The 16,484-nt window shown below is 57.4% G+C and carries 16 protein-coding genes; 8 read left to right on the top strand and 8 right to left on the bottom strand.

What is annotated here, in order from left to right; genetic code table 11:
* The first annotated feature begins 1 nt into the window (after position 1).
* Genes HIJ39_RS03420 through HIJ39_RS03405 form a run of 4 tightly spaced genes read left to right on the top strand, consistent with a single transcriptional unit; the run spans position 2 to position 3,655 of the window.
* Positions 2-916, top strand: a complete 915-nt coding sequence (locus HIJ39_RS03420; protein WP_169096726.1) for a dihydroorotate dehydrogenase — start codon at positions 2-4, stop codon at positions 914-916.
* Positions 917-932: 16 nt separating this feature from the next.
* Positions 933-2,174, top strand: a complete 1,242-nt coding sequence (locus tag HIJ39_RS03415; protein WP_169096724.1) for a hydantoinase/carbamoylase family amidase — start codon at positions 933-935, stop codon at positions 2,172-2,174.
* Complete coding sequence (locus HIJ39_RS03410; RefSeq protein ID WP_169096722.1) at positions 2,158-3,093, top strand: ornithine cyclodeaminase family protein; 936 nt, start codon at positions 2,158-2,160, stop codon at positions 3,091-3,093. The genes HIJ39_RS03415 and HIJ39_RS03410 overlap by 17 nt, the downstream gene beginning before the upstream one ends.
* Positions 3,083-3,655, top strand: coding sequence for a phosphoribosyltransferase family protein (locus HIJ39_RS03405; protein WP_169096720.1), 573 nt, complete (start codon positions 3,083-3,085; stop codon positions 3,653-3,655). The genes HIJ39_RS03410 and HIJ39_RS03405 overlap by 11 nt, the downstream gene beginning before the upstream one ends.
* Before the next feature lie 100 nt (positions 3,656-3,755).
* Here the strand turns inward: HIJ39_RS03405 and HIJ39_RS03400 are convergent, their stop codons facing one another.
* From HIJ39_RS03400 to HIJ39_RS03390, 3 genes are read right to left on the bottom strand one after another with little or no spacing between them, the layout of a single operon-like run.
* Complete coding sequence (locus tag HIJ39_RS03400; RefSeq protein ID WP_169096718.1) at positions 3,756-4,706, bottom strand: NAD(P)-dependent oxidoreductase; 951 nt, start codon at positions 4,704-4,706, stop codon at positions 3,756-3,758.
* Between the two features lie 31 nt (positions 4,707-4,737).
* A complete protein-coding gene (locus HIJ39_RS03395) occupies positions 4,738-6,015 on the bottom strand; it encodes an MFS transporter (RefSeq protein ID WP_169096716.1) in 1,278 nt (425 codons plus the stop codon).
* A gap of 21 nt (positions 6,016-6,036) precedes the next feature.
* Entirely contained in the window at positions 6,037-7,041 is a 1,005-nt protein-coding gene (locus HIJ39_RS03390; protein ID WP_169096714.1) for a substrate-binding domain-containing protein, read from the bottom strand.
* Positions 7,042-7,290: 249 nt separating this feature from the next.
* On the opposite strand from HIJ39_RS03390, the gene HIJ39_RS03385 reads away from it, so the two are divergent.
* Entirely contained in the window at positions 7,291-8,568 is a 1,278-nt protein-coding gene (locus tag HIJ39_RS03385) for an MFS transporter (protein WP_169096712.1), read from the top strand.
* A gap of 56 nt (positions 8,569-8,624) precedes the next feature.
* Here HIJ39_RS03385 and HIJ39_RS03380 read toward each other — a convergent pair whose 3' ends face one another.
* The gene (locus HIJ39_RS03380; protein WP_169096710.1) at positions 8,625-9,500 is read right to left on the bottom strand and encodes an NAD(P)-dependent oxidoreductase; all 876 of its coding nucleotides are present in this window, start codon (positions 9,498-9,500) and stop codon (positions 8,625-8,627) included.
* Between the two features lie 109 nt (positions 9,501-9,609).
* Between HIJ39_RS03380 and HIJ39_RS03375 the strand changes: the two genes are divergently transcribed.
* Complete coding sequence (locus HIJ39_RS03375) at positions 9,610-10,353, top strand: SDR family NAD(P)-dependent oxidoreductase (RefSeq protein WP_169096708.1); 744 nt, start codon at positions 9,610-9,612, stop codon at positions 10,351-10,353.
* Between the two features lie 7 nt (positions 10,354-10,360).
* Here the strand turns inward: HIJ39_RS03375 and HIJ39_RS03370 are convergent, their stop codons facing one another.
* From HIJ39_RS03370 to HIJ39_RS03355, 4 genes are read right to left on the bottom strand one after another with little or no spacing between them, the layout of a single operon-like run.
* On the bottom strand, positions 10,361-11,245 hold the full coding sequence (locus HIJ39_RS03370; protein WP_169096706.1) for a 2-hydroxy-3-oxopropionate reductase: 885 nt from the start codon (positions 11,243-11,245) through the stop codon (positions 10,361-10,363).
* Positions 11,242-12,033 (bottom strand): 2-oxo-tetronate isomerase, encoded by a 792-nt coding sequence (otnI, locus tag HIJ39_RS03365; protein WP_169096704.1) that lies wholly within the window; start codon positions 12,031-12,033, stop codon positions 11,242-11,244. The genes HIJ39_RS03370 and otnI overlap by 4 nt, the downstream gene beginning before the upstream one ends.
* 39 nt (positions 12,034-12,072) lie before the next feature.
* A complete protein-coding gene (locus HIJ39_RS03360; RefSeq protein WP_169096702.1) occupies positions 12,073-12,930 on the bottom strand; it encodes a fumarylacetoacetate hydrolase family protein in 858 nt (285 codons plus the stop codon).
* A 50-nt stretch (positions 12,931-12,980) separates the two neighbouring features.
* A complete protein-coding gene (locus tag HIJ39_RS03355) occupies positions 12,981-14,105 on the bottom strand; it encodes a mandelate racemase/muconate lactonizing enzyme family protein (protein WP_169096700.1) in 1,125 nt (374 codons plus the stop codon).
* 255 nt (positions 14,106-14,360) lie between these two features.
* On the opposite strand from HIJ39_RS03355, the gene HIJ39_RS03350 reads away from it, so the two are divergent.
* Positions 14,361-15,539 carry an ABC transporter substrate-binding protein gene (locus tag HIJ39_RS03350; RefSeq protein ID WP_169096698.1) on the top strand — a complete coding sequence of 393 codons (1,179 nt, stop codon included), beginning with the start codon at positions 14,361-14,363 and terminating at the stop codon, positions 15,537-15,539.
* A 67-nt stretch (positions 15,540-15,606) separates the two neighbouring features.
* Entirely contained in the window at positions 15,607-16,482 is an 876-nt protein-coding gene (locus HIJ39_RS03345) for a branched-chain amino acid ABC transporter permease (protein WP_169096696.1), read from the top strand.
* Positions 16,483-16,484 lie beyond the last annotated feature (2 nt).

Below are 16,484 nucleotides of genomic sequence, written 5' to 3'. Positions count from 1 at the left end.
GGTGGCTAACCGGCTTGCCTGCCATGTCGCGGGACTGCCCCTTCCCAATCCCGTCATGCCTGCGTCCGGAACCTTCGACTATCATCCCGATGTGCGCACGCCTGTCGATGTCGCGCGACTCGGCGCATTAATCCCAAAAAGTATTACGCTTCATCCGCAGCCCGGCAACCCCCCATCACGTCTGGCCGAAACGCCGGCTGGACTGATCAACTCTATCGGCATCCCGTCCCCCGGGTTGGCGGCATTTCAAGACAAGTTCCGGTCCGTGTATGGCGGAGTGCCGTGCCCCTTGGTCATCAGCGTGGCTGGTTATTCACCCGACGAATATGCCCAGCTGACGCAAGCTTGCAGCCGTTGGCCGGAAGTCGTAGCCATTGAGCTTAATCTTTCCTGCCCCAACCTCAAGACCCATCTCATGCCGGCGCAAGACCCGATTCTCTTGCGAGATGCCGTTCAAGCGGCCCGGGCCGCCACCGTCAAGCCGCTTTGGGCCAAGCTCTCTCCCAATGTCACCACCATCGCCCCCATGGCCGCCATCGCTCATGATGCGGGAGCTGACGCCGTTGTGGCGATTAATACGATTCGTGCGATGGCCATCAATATTGAGCGTCAGAAGGCCATTTTGGGCCATTTTACCGGCGGCCTGTCGGGTCCTGCCATTTTGCCTATTGGCTTATCTATGGTGTGGGATATCGCCCAGCACACCAGTGTCCCCGTCATCGGATGCGGCGGCATTCGCACCGTGGATGACGCATTGATGTATCTCATGGCGGGGGCATCGGCCGTTCAAGTCGGCACCGCCACCTTTGCCCATCCGGCCGCCATGATGGACATCATTAACGGCCTCGACCGGTATCTCGCCGATCAAGGCATCGCCCAAATCGCAGACATCATTGGCATCGCGAAGCCTGCCTAACAAGGAGGAAAAGCACATGGAAGACTACTTCCCCCTATTTGAGAAACTCTGGCGAGAGTTGCGCGAGTTCACCGAATCACCCGGGTCTGAAGCCGCCAACCGGGTGGCGTTTACGTACAGCGACCATGCGTCACGCCGATGGCTGCGCGACATCTGGAACCAAATGGGTCTCAAAACGGACATCGACGGAGTGGGCAACCTCGTCGGAATCTCGGGTTCCCCTCCGTACGTGCTGTTAAGCTCGCATACGGATACCGTCCCCCAGGGCGGCCACTTTGACGGTATTCTAGGCGTGCTAGCGGCCACCGTGGTCGCTGCTCATTGGACCGAATCCCCCGGCCTGCTCCTCGTCGACTGGTCCTCGGAGGAGTCGAGCCGCTTTGGCATCAGCACCTTCGGAAGCCGTCTCGCCGTTGGCGAAGACCGCCCCCACTACTGGGATACGACCGACGGCAGGGGGCGGCGCTTGGCAGATGTGGTAGCTTCCACCTATGGCTATCCGAAAAAGCCCACTTTACAGCTTCATGACTATCAGATTCTCGCCGCGCTGGAGCTCCACATTGAGCAAGGCACGGAGCTTTACGAGGCGGGCGTCCCCATGGGAGTGGTGACCGCCATCGCCGCACCGCAACGGTGGCAGGTAAGCCTCACAGGCCAGGCCAATCATTCGGCGGGTACCCCCATGGCGCGGCGGCATGATGCCTTGGCGGCCATGGCTGAAGTGATTGCGGCCGTGGAGCGCATGAGCCAAGAACGGGAAGATGCGGGGCTGCGTACCACCATCACGCAGATATCAGCCAGCCCGGGCGCCCCCAACGTGATTGCCGGCGAGTGCCGCGCCACCATTGATGTGCGCGTCCAGTCGGGGAGGCTCTTAAAGCAGTACCGCTCCGATTTGAATGAGGTACTCAAGAACATCAGCGAACGGCGCGGCGTTCAGGCGAGTCTCGGACAGATTAGCGGCGAAGAGCCGGGGGCGCTCGACTCTCGATTAGTCGCCCTCCTGTCGCAAACCTTGACTGAAGCTGGCATACCCCATCAGCCCATTCTTAGTTGGCCCAGCCATGACAGCCTCCCATTGTCGCGTCATCTGCCTACCGCCATGCTGTTCGTCCGAAATCCCAGCGGGATTTCCCACAATGGCGCAGAGTTCATTGGCCACGACGACGTGCGTATCGCGCTCGACGCCTATTATCACGCCGTTCGGGCCATACACCGCCAGTTCCAAGGAGGGGACTCCCATGTTGCAACTGAATGAGGCGCAAATTGACCGCATAATTTCCATGGACGTGGCTATCGAAGCCATGCGCGATCTGTTGCACCGAACGCGCCGGAACCAGATAGAGGTGCTTCCCCGGCGCCGCCTTGAGGACGGCGACATGTACTTGGCGACCATGGCCTCGGTGGATCGGGCATCGCATTTGTTCTCGGCCAAACTCTATACGACCGGTGCCCGCCGCGGATCCTTTAAGCTCTTCTTATGGAACAGCCGAACCGGTGCACTCTTAGGCATGTTTGATGCCAACCGACTCGGGCAATTGCGTACCGGAGCGATGTCCGCGGTGGCGACCGACATCATGGCCCGCAAAGACGCAGCCACCCTGCTGCTAGTGGGAACCGGATTTCAAGCAGAGACGCAGGCTTTAGCGTTGAGTCGCGTTCGTCGTATAGAGCAAATCTGGGTCTACTCCCGCAATGCCGCGAATCGCGAGCACTTTGTCCACCGAATACAAAGCCACCTGCCCCAAGCGATTGCAATCAATTCCGTTGACAATGTGGAGCCCTATGCAAGACAGGCCGACCTCATCGTGACGGCGACAACGGCACGGACGCCAGTCATTCACGGAGCCTGGCTCAAGCCCGGCGTCCACCTTAATGCCGTCGGATCCAATCACCCCGAGCATGCCGAGGTCGACTCGGAAACCTTTGCCCGGGCCTCCGCCATCGCCACCGATCACATCGAGGGTGCTCGGATTGAATCGGGTGACCTGCTGTTAGGCTTGGCCGAGGAGCAATGGTCGCGGGTCACACCATTAGCGTTGCAGCCTTCGCGAACGGACCCGAACGCCATTTCCATCTTCGTCTCCCAAGGTATTGAATCGGAGGATTTAGTTCTGGCAGAGTATGTGCTCCGCCGCTGGGTTGAAGAAAAGGGAGGGCCTGAATATGAATCGTGACAACACGGTCTTCGAAGCCGATTTAACGGAAACGGGAGCCGACTTGCGTGGACACTTTCTTCTCACCACCGGCTATCATAGTCCCCGATTCTTTCTCATGGCCCGTTTGGGGGAATATCCTGAACGCATGGACCGATGGGCCGAAGCCCTGGCCCAGCTTCTGCACCCCTATCCTGCCAAAACACTGGTAGGAGCCGCGTTAGGAGGCATCATTCCTGCCTACGCGACCGCCGCGCAATCGCACCGACGGGTCTTGATTGCCGAAAAGACCGCCGACGGCCGCATGGCGCTCCCACCCAATTCTCTAGAATCGGGCGAGCCGGTGATTGTAATCGAAGATGCGGTCGCCACCGGGAGTTCTATACAAAAGGTCATGCGTGCCGTCGAAACCCAAGGGGGCGTCGTGGTTGCCATCGGGGCCCTTGTTCATCGGGGATCGACGATCTCTTGGCCTGTCCCCTATCGCCCAGTCTTCGCCCTTCAAGAGCCGGTGGCGATGTGGACGCCAGAATGCTGTCCGCTCTGCCGCGATGGAGTGCCGTTGACCAAACCCAAAACGTAATGGCCCCGGCTCTTCAAGCACTCCCGAATCCACACAGCCAATCCTCCGCTCTCGCTGGCACAGGACGGCGAGAGCGGAAGACTGGCCGGGTCTTCTTCCATCAGCGTCGATTGCGGGTCCAAGCGGCGGCGTTCACAGCGTTTTGCGCGCGGCCCTCCAACCCTGCCTTCACGTTGTCTATCGCTTGGCGTGTCATGAGCATCCGAGTCTCTTGTGTCAACGTACCCACGTGCGGGGATAGGATGACCTGCGGCAGGGCCACGAGTCTCTCGCTCACGCGGGGCTCATGTTCGAAAACGTCTAAGGCTGCTCCCGCCAGCCGGCCGGCATCCAATGCCTCGATCAGGGCACTCTCGTCAACACATGCGCCTCGCCCGATATTGACCAGCGCAGCCTCAGGCTTCATGCGTCGCAAGGCTATTTGATCAATCAAGTGAAACGTATCAGATGTCAACGGCGTGGCCACCACCACCACATCAGATTCAGCCAATAAATCGTCCATGTCTCGGTATCCTCGGTGCCCTTCGAGCGGTCCATGCTTTCTGGTATACAGGGTGGCAAAACCGATGGCTTCGAGCAGTCTCCCCAACCGCTGGCCGATGCGCCCGTAACCGATAATGCCGACGGTTTGGCTGGAAAAGTCGTGGGTCATGCGAGCCTGCGCAAACGTGGGATTGGGTTGCCCAGGTCGGTGGGTCCGGCGCATTTGGGCATCGTGGCCAAGGACGTTTCGACAGACCGCCAGCACCAGCGTCAAACCGAGTTCTGCTGTCGCATTGGTGACCGCGTCCGGCGTATTGGTCACCAAAATGCCCAATTCCGAAGCGACTGCGACATCAATATAATCGTATCCCACACCATACGCCGAGACCACCCGGAGCTCAGCCATGCTTCGGAGCCGCTCGGCCGAGAGCGGAAAATTGGGACTTGCAACCATCCCGTGAAATCGGCGGAGCTCAGACTCCTTCGGCGGTCCCACCACCCAGTGGGCGAAGCACGTGTCGACCTGTTCAAATCCAAACAGCGGTTCTACGGCATTGCAATAATACACGGACAACGTCCTTCCCATAATATGCTAGATGCTATACAACCTGGCCGGGTTGCTTGGCTGCCTGGCGATGCCCTTTGGTGCGCACCAACGCCGTCAAAATGGCGGAAATCACAAGACTGAGGGACATAAACAAGAACCCGTCTGTCGGGCCCCCTGTAGACGCCCCCAGATAGCCGACAAAATAGGAACCCACGAACGAGCCAAGCGCCCCCATACTGTTAATCATGGCCATCGATTCACCAGACGCTGATCGAGGGACAATGTCAGGAATGATGGCAAAGAACGGACCGTAGGGCGCGTACATCAGGCCGCCGGCAATAACCAAAAGAATCATCGCGGGAACGAACTGTTGCACGCCGATGGAGAAGGACGCATATAACGCAATCCCTGCCAACAAAAGCGAAGGCCACACGAAGATTTTACGGTTCAACCGCTTGTCGGACAAATAAGAAGCCACCACCATCAGAACAATGGCCAGCAAATACGGGATGGCGCTGATAAGCCCCGTCTCCCCAATCCCCAAACCGGATGCCGCCTTGACAATGGAGGGCAGCCATAGAACAAATCCATATACGCCGATGCTCCAGAAGAAATACTGACCCGCCAATAACACCACATCGCGAGAGCGCAAAGCCTTCCAGTAATTGGGCTTTTCCCGAAATTCCTGTTGCTCAGCGGCCAACTCCCGGCTAAAGGATTCCTGTTGGCGTGCATCGAGCCAAGTGGCGTCGCTAGGGTGGTCCTTAATCAATCCCCACCAGATAAACGCCATGACAATGGAGGGAATCCCCTCAAGAATAAACATCCATTGCCAACCGATGGCGGCGATGAGAAACCCAGAAACTACCGACATCCACAATACGGTCACGGGATTGCCCAGGATTAAAAATGTATTGGCGCGGGCCCGTTCCGGCTTCAAAAACCAGTGGATGTTAAAAACCAATAAAGATGGGAACAGGACACTCTCCACCACTCCCAGCAATAAGCGGTCGACCATGAGCATCCCCACATTGGTGAGCACCCCGGTCAACGACGCCAGCACCCCCCAAAGAATCATGCCCCAGAACACGATGCGCTTGGCACTTCGTTTCTCGGCATAGTGGGCTCCGGGAATTTGAAAGAAGAAATACCCCAAAAAGAACAACGAGCTTAACAGCGCCGTTGCCCCAGCGGTAATGTGCAGTGTTTTCGCGAGACCCGCTGCCGCCCCAAAGCCGAAATTCGCCCGATCCACGTAAGCGAGACTGTACACGATGAAAATTATGGGTATTAAACGAGCCCAACGCTGTCGGGCCCCCGTCGTATCCATCAGAAACGCACGCTCCTCTCTTTATTGGGTAGACTTCCTCACAATCAATTGTCCTGGCAGCCGCATCTCCATGGGGGGAATCGCAGGGTGACGGATCCGATGGAGAAGCCGCATGGCCGCCTGCCGTCCCAGGTCATGGGTCGGCTGAGCCACGCTAGTAATGCCGCCCAGCACATAGGGGGCCCAATCCGGGTTGTCAACCATCATCAGTCCCAGCTCCCCCGGGACCGCCCATCCTCCCGCTTGTATGGCATCCAGCGCATAAAGCGTTGCGACCGCGTTACTGCACAGCACGGCAGTTCTTTCTGAATCGGTGAGCAAATCGCCAATGGCCTCAACTAACGCTGCGGGAGTCGCATCGCGGCGCACGACCACACGCACCGCCGCCCAGGAGGATCGGCTGGCCATCACCGCTAGTTCGCGCTCACGCCGCGAACTGGCCATATCGGGAGGGTCGGTCACGTAGATAATTTGGCTAAACCCCTGAGCCCGCAAATGTCCCAGGGCCATGCTGATGGCGCCTCTATTGTCGAGCGCCACCAGATCGAGATCGGACTGCCCATCAACCGAACGGTCAATGAGCATAATGGGAATGCCGGACTCCATCAGGGACCGCAAAGGACCGCTGCTGTGCTCCGCTGTCGACTGCAGCACCAGGCCTTCTATACGTTGCTGATGGAGTCGCTCGAGCAGCATCGCTTCCCGAGACTGATCATTTTTGGCGTTGCCGATAATAAGACTGTACCCCGCGTCGTTCGCGGCGCTATCAATCCCGTCTAATACGGACGGGACGTAGGAATTGGACAGATCAGCGGCGACAACAGCCAAGAGTCCGCTCCGCCGGGTTTTCAGAGACCGCGCCCAAGCGTTAGGTTGGTAGCCCATCTCGTCAATGGCCTGCCTTATTCGGTCGGCCGTGTCGGGGGACAAGTTGCCTTCCACACCATTGAGGTACCGTGACACGCTAGCCGGTGACACCTTGGCTCTCTTGGCGACGTCGGCAATGGTAACTTTCCGGTTTTCCACCCAAATCCCCCCGAAACCGATTTCCGAAAACGATTCCATTATACGCTAAATTCAGGGATGTCAGTATATATCGGACAACTTTTTCTTCAAAGCTCTGCCCGGTGATCCTTAGGCGTTGTCGCCCTGCGCCTTCGTTCGCGCAACTTTTTATCATTTTTGTGGTGATTTTTCACATATAAATTGCTTGATTAGGAGGAATTATCACAATCCGCAGCGAACAGTCCTTTAAAACCTGAGGAGGTGTCGTGCATGGAAGCAGCCGCAGTCCCGCGAGTCCGTTGGCGCCGCATCGTACCGATCGCATTCTTGATGTACACCATCGCCTATATGGACCGCATCAACGTCGGATTCGGATTTAGCGGGATGGAGAAAAGTCTGCACATTTCCGCCGCTATTGCCGGCCTGGCCGGTGGCATATTTTTCTTCGGTTATCTGTTCCTGCAAGTGCCGGGAGGCTGGTTCGCCAGCCGTATCAGCGCCAAGAAGTTTGTGTTCTATGCGCTCTTGGTCTGGGGCGTTTTTGCCATCCTGACGGGGCTCGTATCCAATGAAGCCGAATTGCTCATCGTCCGCTTCCTGCTCGGTGTCGCAGAAGGCGGCGTGTGGCCCGCCACGCTCATTTTGTTGGCCCGTTGGTTTCCGATCGAAGAACGCGCTCGGGCCAACATGTACTGGATGTTTTGTCTGCCGGTCGCAGCCATCATCATGGCCCCCATTTCAGGAGCCATCGTCGCCCACATGAGTTGGCGCTACCTATTTATTTTCGAAGGCATCCCGCCTTTTATCTGGGCCGCCATTTGGTGGTGGACGGTGGATGACTCCCCCGAAACGGCAAAATTCATTTCCCCCGAGGAACGTGACTATCTTCGCGCCAAGTTCGCCGAAGACACCAGCCGATACCAACCCTCAGCCAACAACTGGCGGGCCGCCTTCTCCAATGGCCGGATTTGGCTGCTGGTGGCGGTCTACTTCCTTGTGCAAGTGGGATTTTACGGCTTTAGCCTGTGGCTCCCGACCGTCATTAAGGATGTGACCAAGACTGGTTTTACAGCCACCGGGCTGCTGACGGCGCTCCCCTATGTGGCAGCCGTGATCTTCATGTGGATTAACGCCAATCACTCCGACCGCACCCTGGAGCGTCGGGCCCAAACCGCCTTGCCGCTGATCTTTGGAGGCATCATGTTGATTCTCTCGGCGCTCACGACGCAGATAATCTTCCTCTCGGTTATTTTCTTGATTCTCACCGAGGGATTCATGCTGCCGTATGTGGGCGTCTTTTGGACGTTGCCGCCGCTCATCGTCGCCGAGGACGCCTTGGGTCCCACCAACGGTCTCATCAACGGCATCGGCAATCTCGGCGGTTTCTTCGGCCCCTATGTGGTCGGCGCCCTTATCACCGCCACCGGCACCACCTTCGCCGGCCTGGTGTTTCTCACCATCGCCCTTTTGGTTGCTGGGGGACTGCTCTTCACGTTAAGAACCCGTGGGCCCGTCACCCGCGAAACTCCCGCCACTACCGTCTCGTAAAACACCTCGCAAAGGAGGACCCGGGCCTGCCCCGGTTCTCCTTTGCCCATTTTGAGCTATTCCAGACCGGCCAGGCTGCGGTATACGTCAACCACAGAGGAGTCATCCAGATGCGCCATCCCCCGGCTCGCTCCGCTTTGAAACAGTTGAAAGGCCGACGATGCCAAGATGAGCGGCATGCCCACGGATTGAGCGGCCTCCTGAACGATGCCTAAATCCTTCACAAAAATGGCCAGCGCGCTCTTGGGAGGCTGATAGTCACGGTGGAGCATGCGCGGGGCCCGATCCTTAAACATCCAGGAGCTTCCCGCGCTTTGAGACACAACATCCAACACCAATTCCGGGTTCATTCCCATTTTCTCCGCGAGTGTCAACGCCTCAGCAGAAACCGCAATGTGAACGCCAGCCAAGAGTTGGTTAATTGTCTTCACCGCCTGCCCTTGCCCAACACGGTCACCTACATGATATCTGGTGTCCGCCAGCGCCTCCATGAGCGGCTGGGCCTGCTCGATGGTCTCGGGCGCCCCGCTGTACATCATGGACAGATGCCCTCGGGCACGTCGGGGGCCCCCGCTGACAGGCGCATCCAAGACCCGCACCTTTTGCGGCTCCGCCCACGATGCGACTGTTTCGGCCGCGGCCGGACCAATGGTGCTGAACACTGCGAGCAGCGTTCCTGGCCGTAATTGCTCGATCACTCCTTGATTAAGCAAGACATCTCGGCACTGGGAAAAGTTCTGCACCATGAGGCCAAGCGCTTGCACATCGGCAAATTCCCCGTTAACGGTGTTGAGTCCAATCGCCCCCTCACGGGCCAAGGCATGGATAGGTTCCGGTTTCACATCATAGACTTTGACTGTCCATCCTTTGTCCAACAGTGCCTGAACCATGGGGAAGCCCATCGCTCCCGCGCCAATCCATCCGATCCGCATAACCACTACTCCTTTCTCGGATGCGTTGAGGATTCATCAGTTCCCATCATCAGTTCGTGTTACACTAAACTGGAATTCCTTCCAAACATTCCAAATTAAGGAGGATCCCATGGATATTTCCCAAAAAGTTGCCCTGGTAACCGGCGGTGGTACAGGTCTTGGGCGGGTCATGTCGGAATCTTTGGCCCAACGGGGCGCCATCGTTTGGGTGAACTATAGTCGTTCCGCCCAAGATGCCGAGGACACCGCTGAGTCCATCCGCACGGCGGGCGGAACGGCGTTTACTGTGCAGGCCGATGTGAGTCAATCAGCCGATGTGAATAGAATGTTTGAGACCATTGCCGAGCAAAGCGGCGGCGTCGACATTCTTATTGCCAACGCCGGCACCACCGTCTTTCGGGACTTCGGTGATTTGGACGGCGTCAGTGAAGAGGACTGGGAGCATGTCTTCGATGTCAATGTGAAGGGTACGTGGCTTACCGCCCGCCGCGCCGCCGCCCAGATGAAAATGCGCGGCGGCGGTCGAATCGTCACCATCTCGTCCGTTGCCGGCCTGCGTGCTCAAGGATCCAGCCTCCCTTATTGCGCCTCGAAGGCTAGCGTCATTCATATGACCCGCGTTCTCGCCAAGGCTCTAGCTCCAGAAATTCTGGTCAACAGCGTCGCACCCGGCCTCTTGGATACCCGTTGGAGCCGAGGTCACAACCCTGCCACCATTGCTTCCTTTCTCAAGAACTCGCCGCTTCACACCATTCCCACCCTGGACGATGTCGCCAACCAAGTCATCGCCTTGGTGGAAACCACCAGCATGACCGGGCAAGTTGTGGTCGTTGACGCCGGAGTCTCGTTATAGCGACGAATCACTCAGATGCGTCAGTGTCAGCCGTCAAACTGAGAATGAGCGCGGAGTGGTCCAAGTCGCCATGGCCTTGGCGCACCAGTTGCTTCATATGTTCCCGCGCCAGGGCTGTGTGCGGCAATGCGAGACCCACGCTGTCGGCGGCATCCAACGCGATGCCTAAATCCTTCTGATGGAGCCGCACCCGGAATCCGGGTTGAAAGCGCTGCTCCAACATGCGTTGGCCATGCAGCCCAAGAATTCGGCTGTCCGCCAAACCACCCGCCAGCGCTTGTCGGACTCGCGCGGGGTCGATACCGGCGCGCTCAGCCAATGTGAGTCCTTCGGCAACGGCTTCAATGGTCAAAGCCACCACCACCTGATTGCACGCTTTGGTGATTTGCCCGGCCCCCGCCTCCCCCATGCGCACAATATTTTTTCCGAGCGTGCGGAAGATCGGCATGGCACGGCTAAATGCAGCTTCAGAACCGCCCACCATAATGGATAGCGTCCCTTCGCGCGCTCCCACGTCGCCGCCGGATACAGGGGCATCCAAGGCGTCACCCCCCTGACGTCCGGCTGCCTCCGCCAAACGCCGGGCAAAGGCGGGAGTGACCGTGCTCATATCGATGTACAAATGACCCGGGCGGGCGCCCGTTAACACGCCGTCGGGGCCGAAATAGACCGCCTCCGCATCGGGGGTGTCAGGCACCATGGTGATGATGATGTCACTCGCCTCCGCTACCTGACGCGGGGAGTCCATGATCGTCGCCCCACGCTCGGCCAGTTCTTCAGCGCGGCTTCGCGTACGGTTATGCACGTAGAGAGTCCATCCGTCCTTTAAGAGATTCATTGCCATGGGCTTTCCCATTACCCCAAGGCCGATGAATCCAATCCGCTCTGTCATCGTCTACCTCCCATATTTAAAGCCCGCATCCAATCGAGGCTCTGCTCGGTTCCTGCCGAAGGGTTGTATTCGAGTCCGATATAGCCCTGATATCCCGCTCGTTCAATTTCCCGAAAGAGAAATGGATAGTTAATCTCCCCTGTCCCTGGCTCGTGCCTGCCGGGATTGTCGGCGATTTGCAGATGGGCAATCCATGGCTGAAAGGTCCGGAAGGTTTCCGTGAGTTCTCCCTGCATGCGCTGGGCGTGATAGACATCGTATTGGATGGCCACATTATCCGCCCCAATGGCTTCAAGAAGCCGGTGAGCCTGAGACGTGGTGGTAATGGCAAACCCTGCGATATCGCGGGTGTTGATGGGTTCAATCAAAATCTTAGCGCCAAGCCGTTGAGCCCAATCAGCCACATGGCGGATGTTCTCAACCATCACCGACTCCACCGCCTGAAGCTCCACCTCCGGGGGGATAATGCCGGCCAAGCAATTAATCTGACGGCAGCCAAGTGCGGCGGCATAGGCCATCGCTGCCTCAAATCCCTCACGGAACTCCTGCTCCCGGCCGGGCAACCCGGCGACTCCGCGTTCGCCGTGCGACCAATTGCCGGCCGGAGAATTCATCAGAACCACCTCAACACCCGCGTCCCGTTGGGCTTTGGCCACATCCTCGACCGCGTAATCATAGGGAAACAGGAACTCCACGGCGCGAAATCCCGAGCGCCGCGCGCGATCAAACCGATCGAGAAACGGCACCTCGCCATACAGCATGGTAAGGTTGGCATCGAACTTTAACATCGCATCCTATCCCTCCCCTTTACGATCCCACCGTCTCCCTTACAAGGCATCCTCCACCGGGTTGAGCAACGCGGGAAAACCCTCGACCCGAGCCTCCACGACATCTCCGGCTGCGATGGGCGCCGCACCCGGTGTTCCCGTGGACAAAATGGCGCTTGCGCCAATGGTGGACCCGGTGGTGATAAATTCCACTAATTCCGCGAGCCCGTAAGTCATGCCCGACACCTGATTTTCGGCTCGAATCTCGCCGTTAACCACGGTCTGCACCCGGATCGTGTCAAGGCGCGTAAACTCGTCTAACGTGGCGATCCATGGGCCGAAGGAAAAGAAGCTGTCATAGCCTTTGGACCGCGTGAGAAAGCGCGGGTTTCTCCGCAAGATATCCTCGGTGGTCATGTCCAGAACTGGCACCATTCCAAACACCACTTGCTGCCAACGATCGCTTGAGACATCCTTGCATGACCTGGAGAAGACCAGCGCTACCTCCGCCTCGGCAGTCGTGCGCTTCGAAACACGCGGAATGCGAATAACATCGCCGGGACCTATAATGCTGGCTTGGGGCTTCAGAAAGGTTGCCGGCTCCTCTGGGACTTTTTCATCCAAGTCGTGTGCGTGGGCACCATAGTTGAGGCCGATACCCACAATCCGCTCGGGTTTGGTCAGGGGGGCTAAGACATGAACTGCATTCTCCTCGATTCCTATCCGGAGGAACGCATCGCTCTTGACGGCTTCACTTATGATTGCCCCGGCAACATCCGCCGTAATGATTGCCTCCAACTCCGTCGGAAAGGAGCGATGCGAAATCGCGTTCAACCCCACAACCGACACTACCTTGCCGTCTTGACATAAGGCGGCCGACGGCGTCCCATCCTCCAGCCTAATCGTTCCCCAACGCATCAAATCCCTCCTTCAGGGCATTTCAAAGGTGTTCGGATTTGGCCTCGCCGTTAATCCACCCGATACTTTTCAATGGTATCAGGATTCAATGTGACCCCGAGTCCCGGACCTGAGGGCAGCCGCAATTGACCGTCAACCACCTTAAGCGGCTCGGTTAGCAACTCGTCCCTTAGGGGATTGGTGCGAAGATGGAGTTCCTGCCAAGCGGCTCCGGGCGTGGCCGCCGCGAGGTGCAAGTTGGCGACCAAGGCCAACGCCCCTGCAGAGTAGTGCGGGATAAAGGGGAGGCCGAATGCGCGCCCCAAATCAGCGATGCGCCGCACCTCGGTAATCCCGCCAGCCCAGATGCAGTCGGCCTGCACAATATCGACGGCACCTGCCACGATGAGGTCTCGCATGCCATAGAGACTTGTTTCCGTCTCGTATCCGGCAATGGCCACGTCGAGATCCCGAGCAAGTCGAGCCGAGAGCGCCGGCTGATCCGTGGGAATCGGTTCCTCAAAGAAGTCAACCCCCAGCGCTTCCAACTGCCGCCCCCACCACAACGCTTCAGGGTAGGTCAGGGCATTGTTGGCATCGACCCCAAGGAAGAATCCGTCGCCGCCCTCTTCGCGAACCACTTCCAGGCGACGCACATCGTCGGCGCGGTCAATTCCGCCAATTTTCAGCTTCATTCCGCGAAATCCGCGGGTTACGACTTGACGGACCTCCTCACGAAGCTCCTCGAGCCCCTTGCCCGGGCGATAATACCCCCCAGTCACGTAAGCCGGCATAACCTCCCGCTCCCCACCAAGGAACTTCCATAGAGGAACGCCCGCATCCTGGGCCGCCAAATCCCAACAGGCGGTGTCCACTCCGCTGAGCGCGCACATTAACAGTCCCCGCCTGCCCAGACGAAAGTTGACTTGATACATTCGCTCCCAGAGCGCAGTCGTGGCCCGTGGGTCGCGGCCAAGCACCAGCGGGGCCAGCAGCTCTTGGATGATGGTCGAGACCGACGAAAGGGCGCCGTAGGCGTAGCACTCTCCCCGCCCCACGCGGCCGTCGTCGCTCTCCACCTCCACAATCAGCACATCCATGGGATGCTCGGCACCCATTTTCATCGCCAGCGCATCCTTGTCCAAATGTTCCCCACGATAACGAAGGGGGATGGTTCGAATGTTCCGGATTTTCATCCCAGACCTCCTCGCGCTGTTCCGGCCCTCTTCTTGCTCGTGTCATCTGATAAAACGCAACAATCTCTAATTTTGCTATCGATACCGCGATTTCCTGCTTTTTTCCTGATTCCATTGTATCTCAAAAGATACTGGCTAGAATTTAATTTTTCCATTTTTGCCATATCCAGGGAGGACTCTGTGATTATGTGTTGAACAATCACATAGATCGTGTGAAATGCTAACTCTTGAGATGAACCCTGCAGGAGGTATGTCATGAACCAAAAGAAATCCTTTGCTGCCATCACCTTGCTCAGTGCCGTTGGGTGCATCGCTGCAGCCTGCGGCTCCCCAGCCAGTGGGGGCGGCTCGAGCAGCGCTTCCGGAAGTGCGCCTTATGAAATTGGCATGGTAAGTGCGTTGACGGGTTCGGGAGCTTCGTCGGGACAACTAAAGGTGGACGGCGCGAAACTCGCCATTCAGGAGATAAATGCCAAAGGCGGTATCGATGGCCATCCCCTAAAGCTCATCGTGGAAGATGATCAAACCACCAATAGTGGAACCGTGAATGCGTTCGAAAAGTTAGTCTCCCAGTATCCCCACCTCTTGGCCATCATCGGCCCAATTCGATCTACGGAGGTCCAGGCCATCAATCCCATGATCGAGCAGTCGGGGATCCCAGTGCTGATCGGGGGCACAGATCCCCAACTGACCCACGAAAACGACCCATGGATTTTCCGGTTTCGTCCTAACGACAGCTACTCGGCGCGAACCATGGCGTATTACTTAATCAAGAAGCTGGGGTTGACCAAAATCGCCATTGTCCACTCCACCGACGCCTTTGGCACCGGGGGTGACACTTACCTGAAGAAATGGATTGCCCATTACGGCGGTCAGGTGGTCAAAGATGAGGGCTACACCAACCATTCCACCGACTATACCTCGATTGTCACCGCCCTCAAGAGTGCCCACCCTCAAGCCATCGCCACCTATTTCACCTACGGATCTGACCTTGCCATCTTCTTGAAACAAGTGAAGGAATTCGGGCTTAACGCTACCATCATGGGTTCCTCGTCCATTACCTCAAACACCGTGATTAAATTGCTAGGCTCAAGCCTCAACGGGGATTACGGCACCACCGACTACGCTTATGGACAGAATCCAACCTCAGTGACCTTTGGCAAGGCTTTGGAGAAAGCGTATCCCGGGGTCAAACCCGACATCTACTCGTCCTATACATGGGATGCTGTGCGCGTTCTTACAGCAGTGGTGAAAAAGAGCGGAACCAACCATTCCGCCATTCGCAAGGGGTTGCTTCAGGTGCGCAACTTCCCCGGCTCTGAGGGGGTCTACAACTTTGACTCCCACGGCGACGGCCTCCATGGATACACCGTTGTGAAGTTCAAAGGTGCGACACCCACCGTGGTTCACGTCTTCAACTTTTACAATCCGTGAGCCAAACAGCCGAAGGATTGCGGGGGAGCTCACACCTCCCCCCTCTAGCGCATGAGGGAGGACAGGAATGGCTAATTTTCTACAACTCATGATTAGTGGCCTAGGCATCGGTGCCATCTATGCGCTGGTAGCCTTAGGCTTTGTGCTCATTTACCGGGCTGCTAACGTGGTTAACTTTGCTCAAGGGCAGATTGCGATGGTGGGTGCTTATATGATGACCGTCACCCTGGTTGATCTGCACCTGAACATGATTATCGCCTTTTTGTTGGCTTTAGCAGGAATGGCCGTATTCGGCATCTTTTTCGAACTTGGAGTCTATTATCCGCTTCGCAACCAATCCTTTCTCCCTGTTATCATTTCCACAATTGCCGCCTCTATCTTATTGCAAAATCTTGCCCAGGATCTCTTCGGTGCCACACCGAGTAGCCTTCCATCCCTGTTTTCCGCCCAGACCATCAACATCGGGAGTCTCGTGGTCTCCGTTCAGTATCTGGCCATTTTAGGCGTTACCGCAGTGTTTGTGGCGTTCCAGTATCTGGTGTTGGACCGCAGCCTTTTAGGAAAGAAAATGGAAGCCACAGCTCAAGACAAAGAGACTGCCCGGCTTTTGGGCATCCCCGTCGCGGTCATGATTGCGCTGACCTTTGTCTACGCCTCGATTCTTGGTGGTGCAGCCGGCATCTTGGTTGGGCCGATTTTCTATGTGTCGCCCAGCATGGGCACCAGCATCGCGCTAAAGGCATTCGCCGCCTCGATTATCGGCGGTTTCGGGAACACCGTGGGGGCCATCATTGGAGGACTCTGCATTGGCGTGGTGGAAACCTTGGGTGCTGCCTACATCTCTACCCCCTATAAGGACGCCTATGCATTTATCCTCCTAATCCTATTCTTGTTCTTAAGACCCCAGGGCATATTCGGTGAGAAAACCGCAGAAAAGGCGTAGAA

It is taken from the genome of Sulfobacillus harzensis (genome assembly GCF_012933365.1).
GTDB classification, from domain to species: domain Bacteria; phylum Bacillota; class Sulfobacillia; order Sulfobacillales; family Sulfobacillaceae; genus Sulfobacillus_B; species Sulfobacillus_B harzensis.
The sequence above is the reverse complement of the archived record's forward strand: the minus strand, read 5'-3'. Positions and strand labels throughout refer to the sequence as shown.

What these genes read in the sequence shown, in the direction of transcription:
- HIJ39_RS03415 (WP_169096724.1), top strand. Translation starts at nt 933, where the DNA reads ATGGAAGACTACTTCCCCCTATTTGAGAAACTCTGGCGAGAGTTGCGC.
- HIJ39_RS03410 (WP_169096722.1), top strand. Translation starts at nt 2,158, where the DNA reads ATGTTGCAACTGAATGAGGCGCAAATTGACCGCATAATTTCCATGGAC.
- HIJ39_RS03405 (WP_169096720.1), top strand. Translation starts at nt 3,083, where the DNA reads ATGAATCGTGACAACACGGTCTTCGAAGCCGATTTAACGGAAACGGGA.
- HIJ39_RS03395 (WP_169096716.1), bottom strand. Translation starts at nt 6,015, where the DNA reads ATGGATACGACGGGGGCCCGACAGCGTTGGGCTCGTTTAATACCCATA.
- HIJ39_RS03385 (WP_169096712.1), top strand. Translation starts at nt 7,291, where the DNA reads ATGGAAGCAGCCGCAGTCCCGCGAGTCCGTTGGCGCCGCATCGTACCG.
- HIJ39_RS03380 (WP_169096710.1), bottom strand. Translation starts at nt 9,500, where the DNA reads ATGCGGATCGGATGGATTGGCGCGGGAGCGATGGGCTTCCCCATGGTT.
- HIJ39_RS03375 (WP_169096708.1), top strand. Translation starts at nt 9,610, where the DNA reads ATGGATATTTCCCAAAAAGTTGCCCTGGTAACCGGCGGTGGTACAGGT.
- HIJ39_RS03370 (WP_169096706.1), bottom strand. Translation starts at nt 11,245, where the DNA reads ATGACAGAGCGGATTGGATTCATCGGCCTTGGGGTAATGGGAAAGCCC.
- otnI (WP_169096704.1), bottom strand. Translation starts at nt 12,033, where the DNA reads ATGTTAAAGTTCGATGCCAACCTTACCATGCTGTATGGCGAGGTGCCG.
- HIJ39_RS03360 (WP_169096702.1), bottom strand. Translation starts at nt 12,930, where the DNA reads ATGCGTTGGGGAACGATTAGGCTGGAGGATGGGACGCCGTCGGCCGCC.
- HIJ39_RS03355 (WP_169096700.1), bottom strand. Translation starts at nt 14,105, where the DNA reads ATGAAAATCCGGAACATTCGAACCATCCCCCTTCGTTATCGTGGGGAA.
- HIJ39_RS03350 (WP_169096698.1), top strand. Translation starts at nt 14,361, where the DNA reads ATGAACCAAAAGAAATCCTTTGCTGCCATCACCTTGCTCAGTGCCGTT.
- HIJ39_RS03345 (WP_169096696.1), top strand. Translation starts at nt 15,607, where the DNA reads ATGGCTAATTTTCTACAACTCATGATTAGTGGCCTAGGCATCGGTGCC.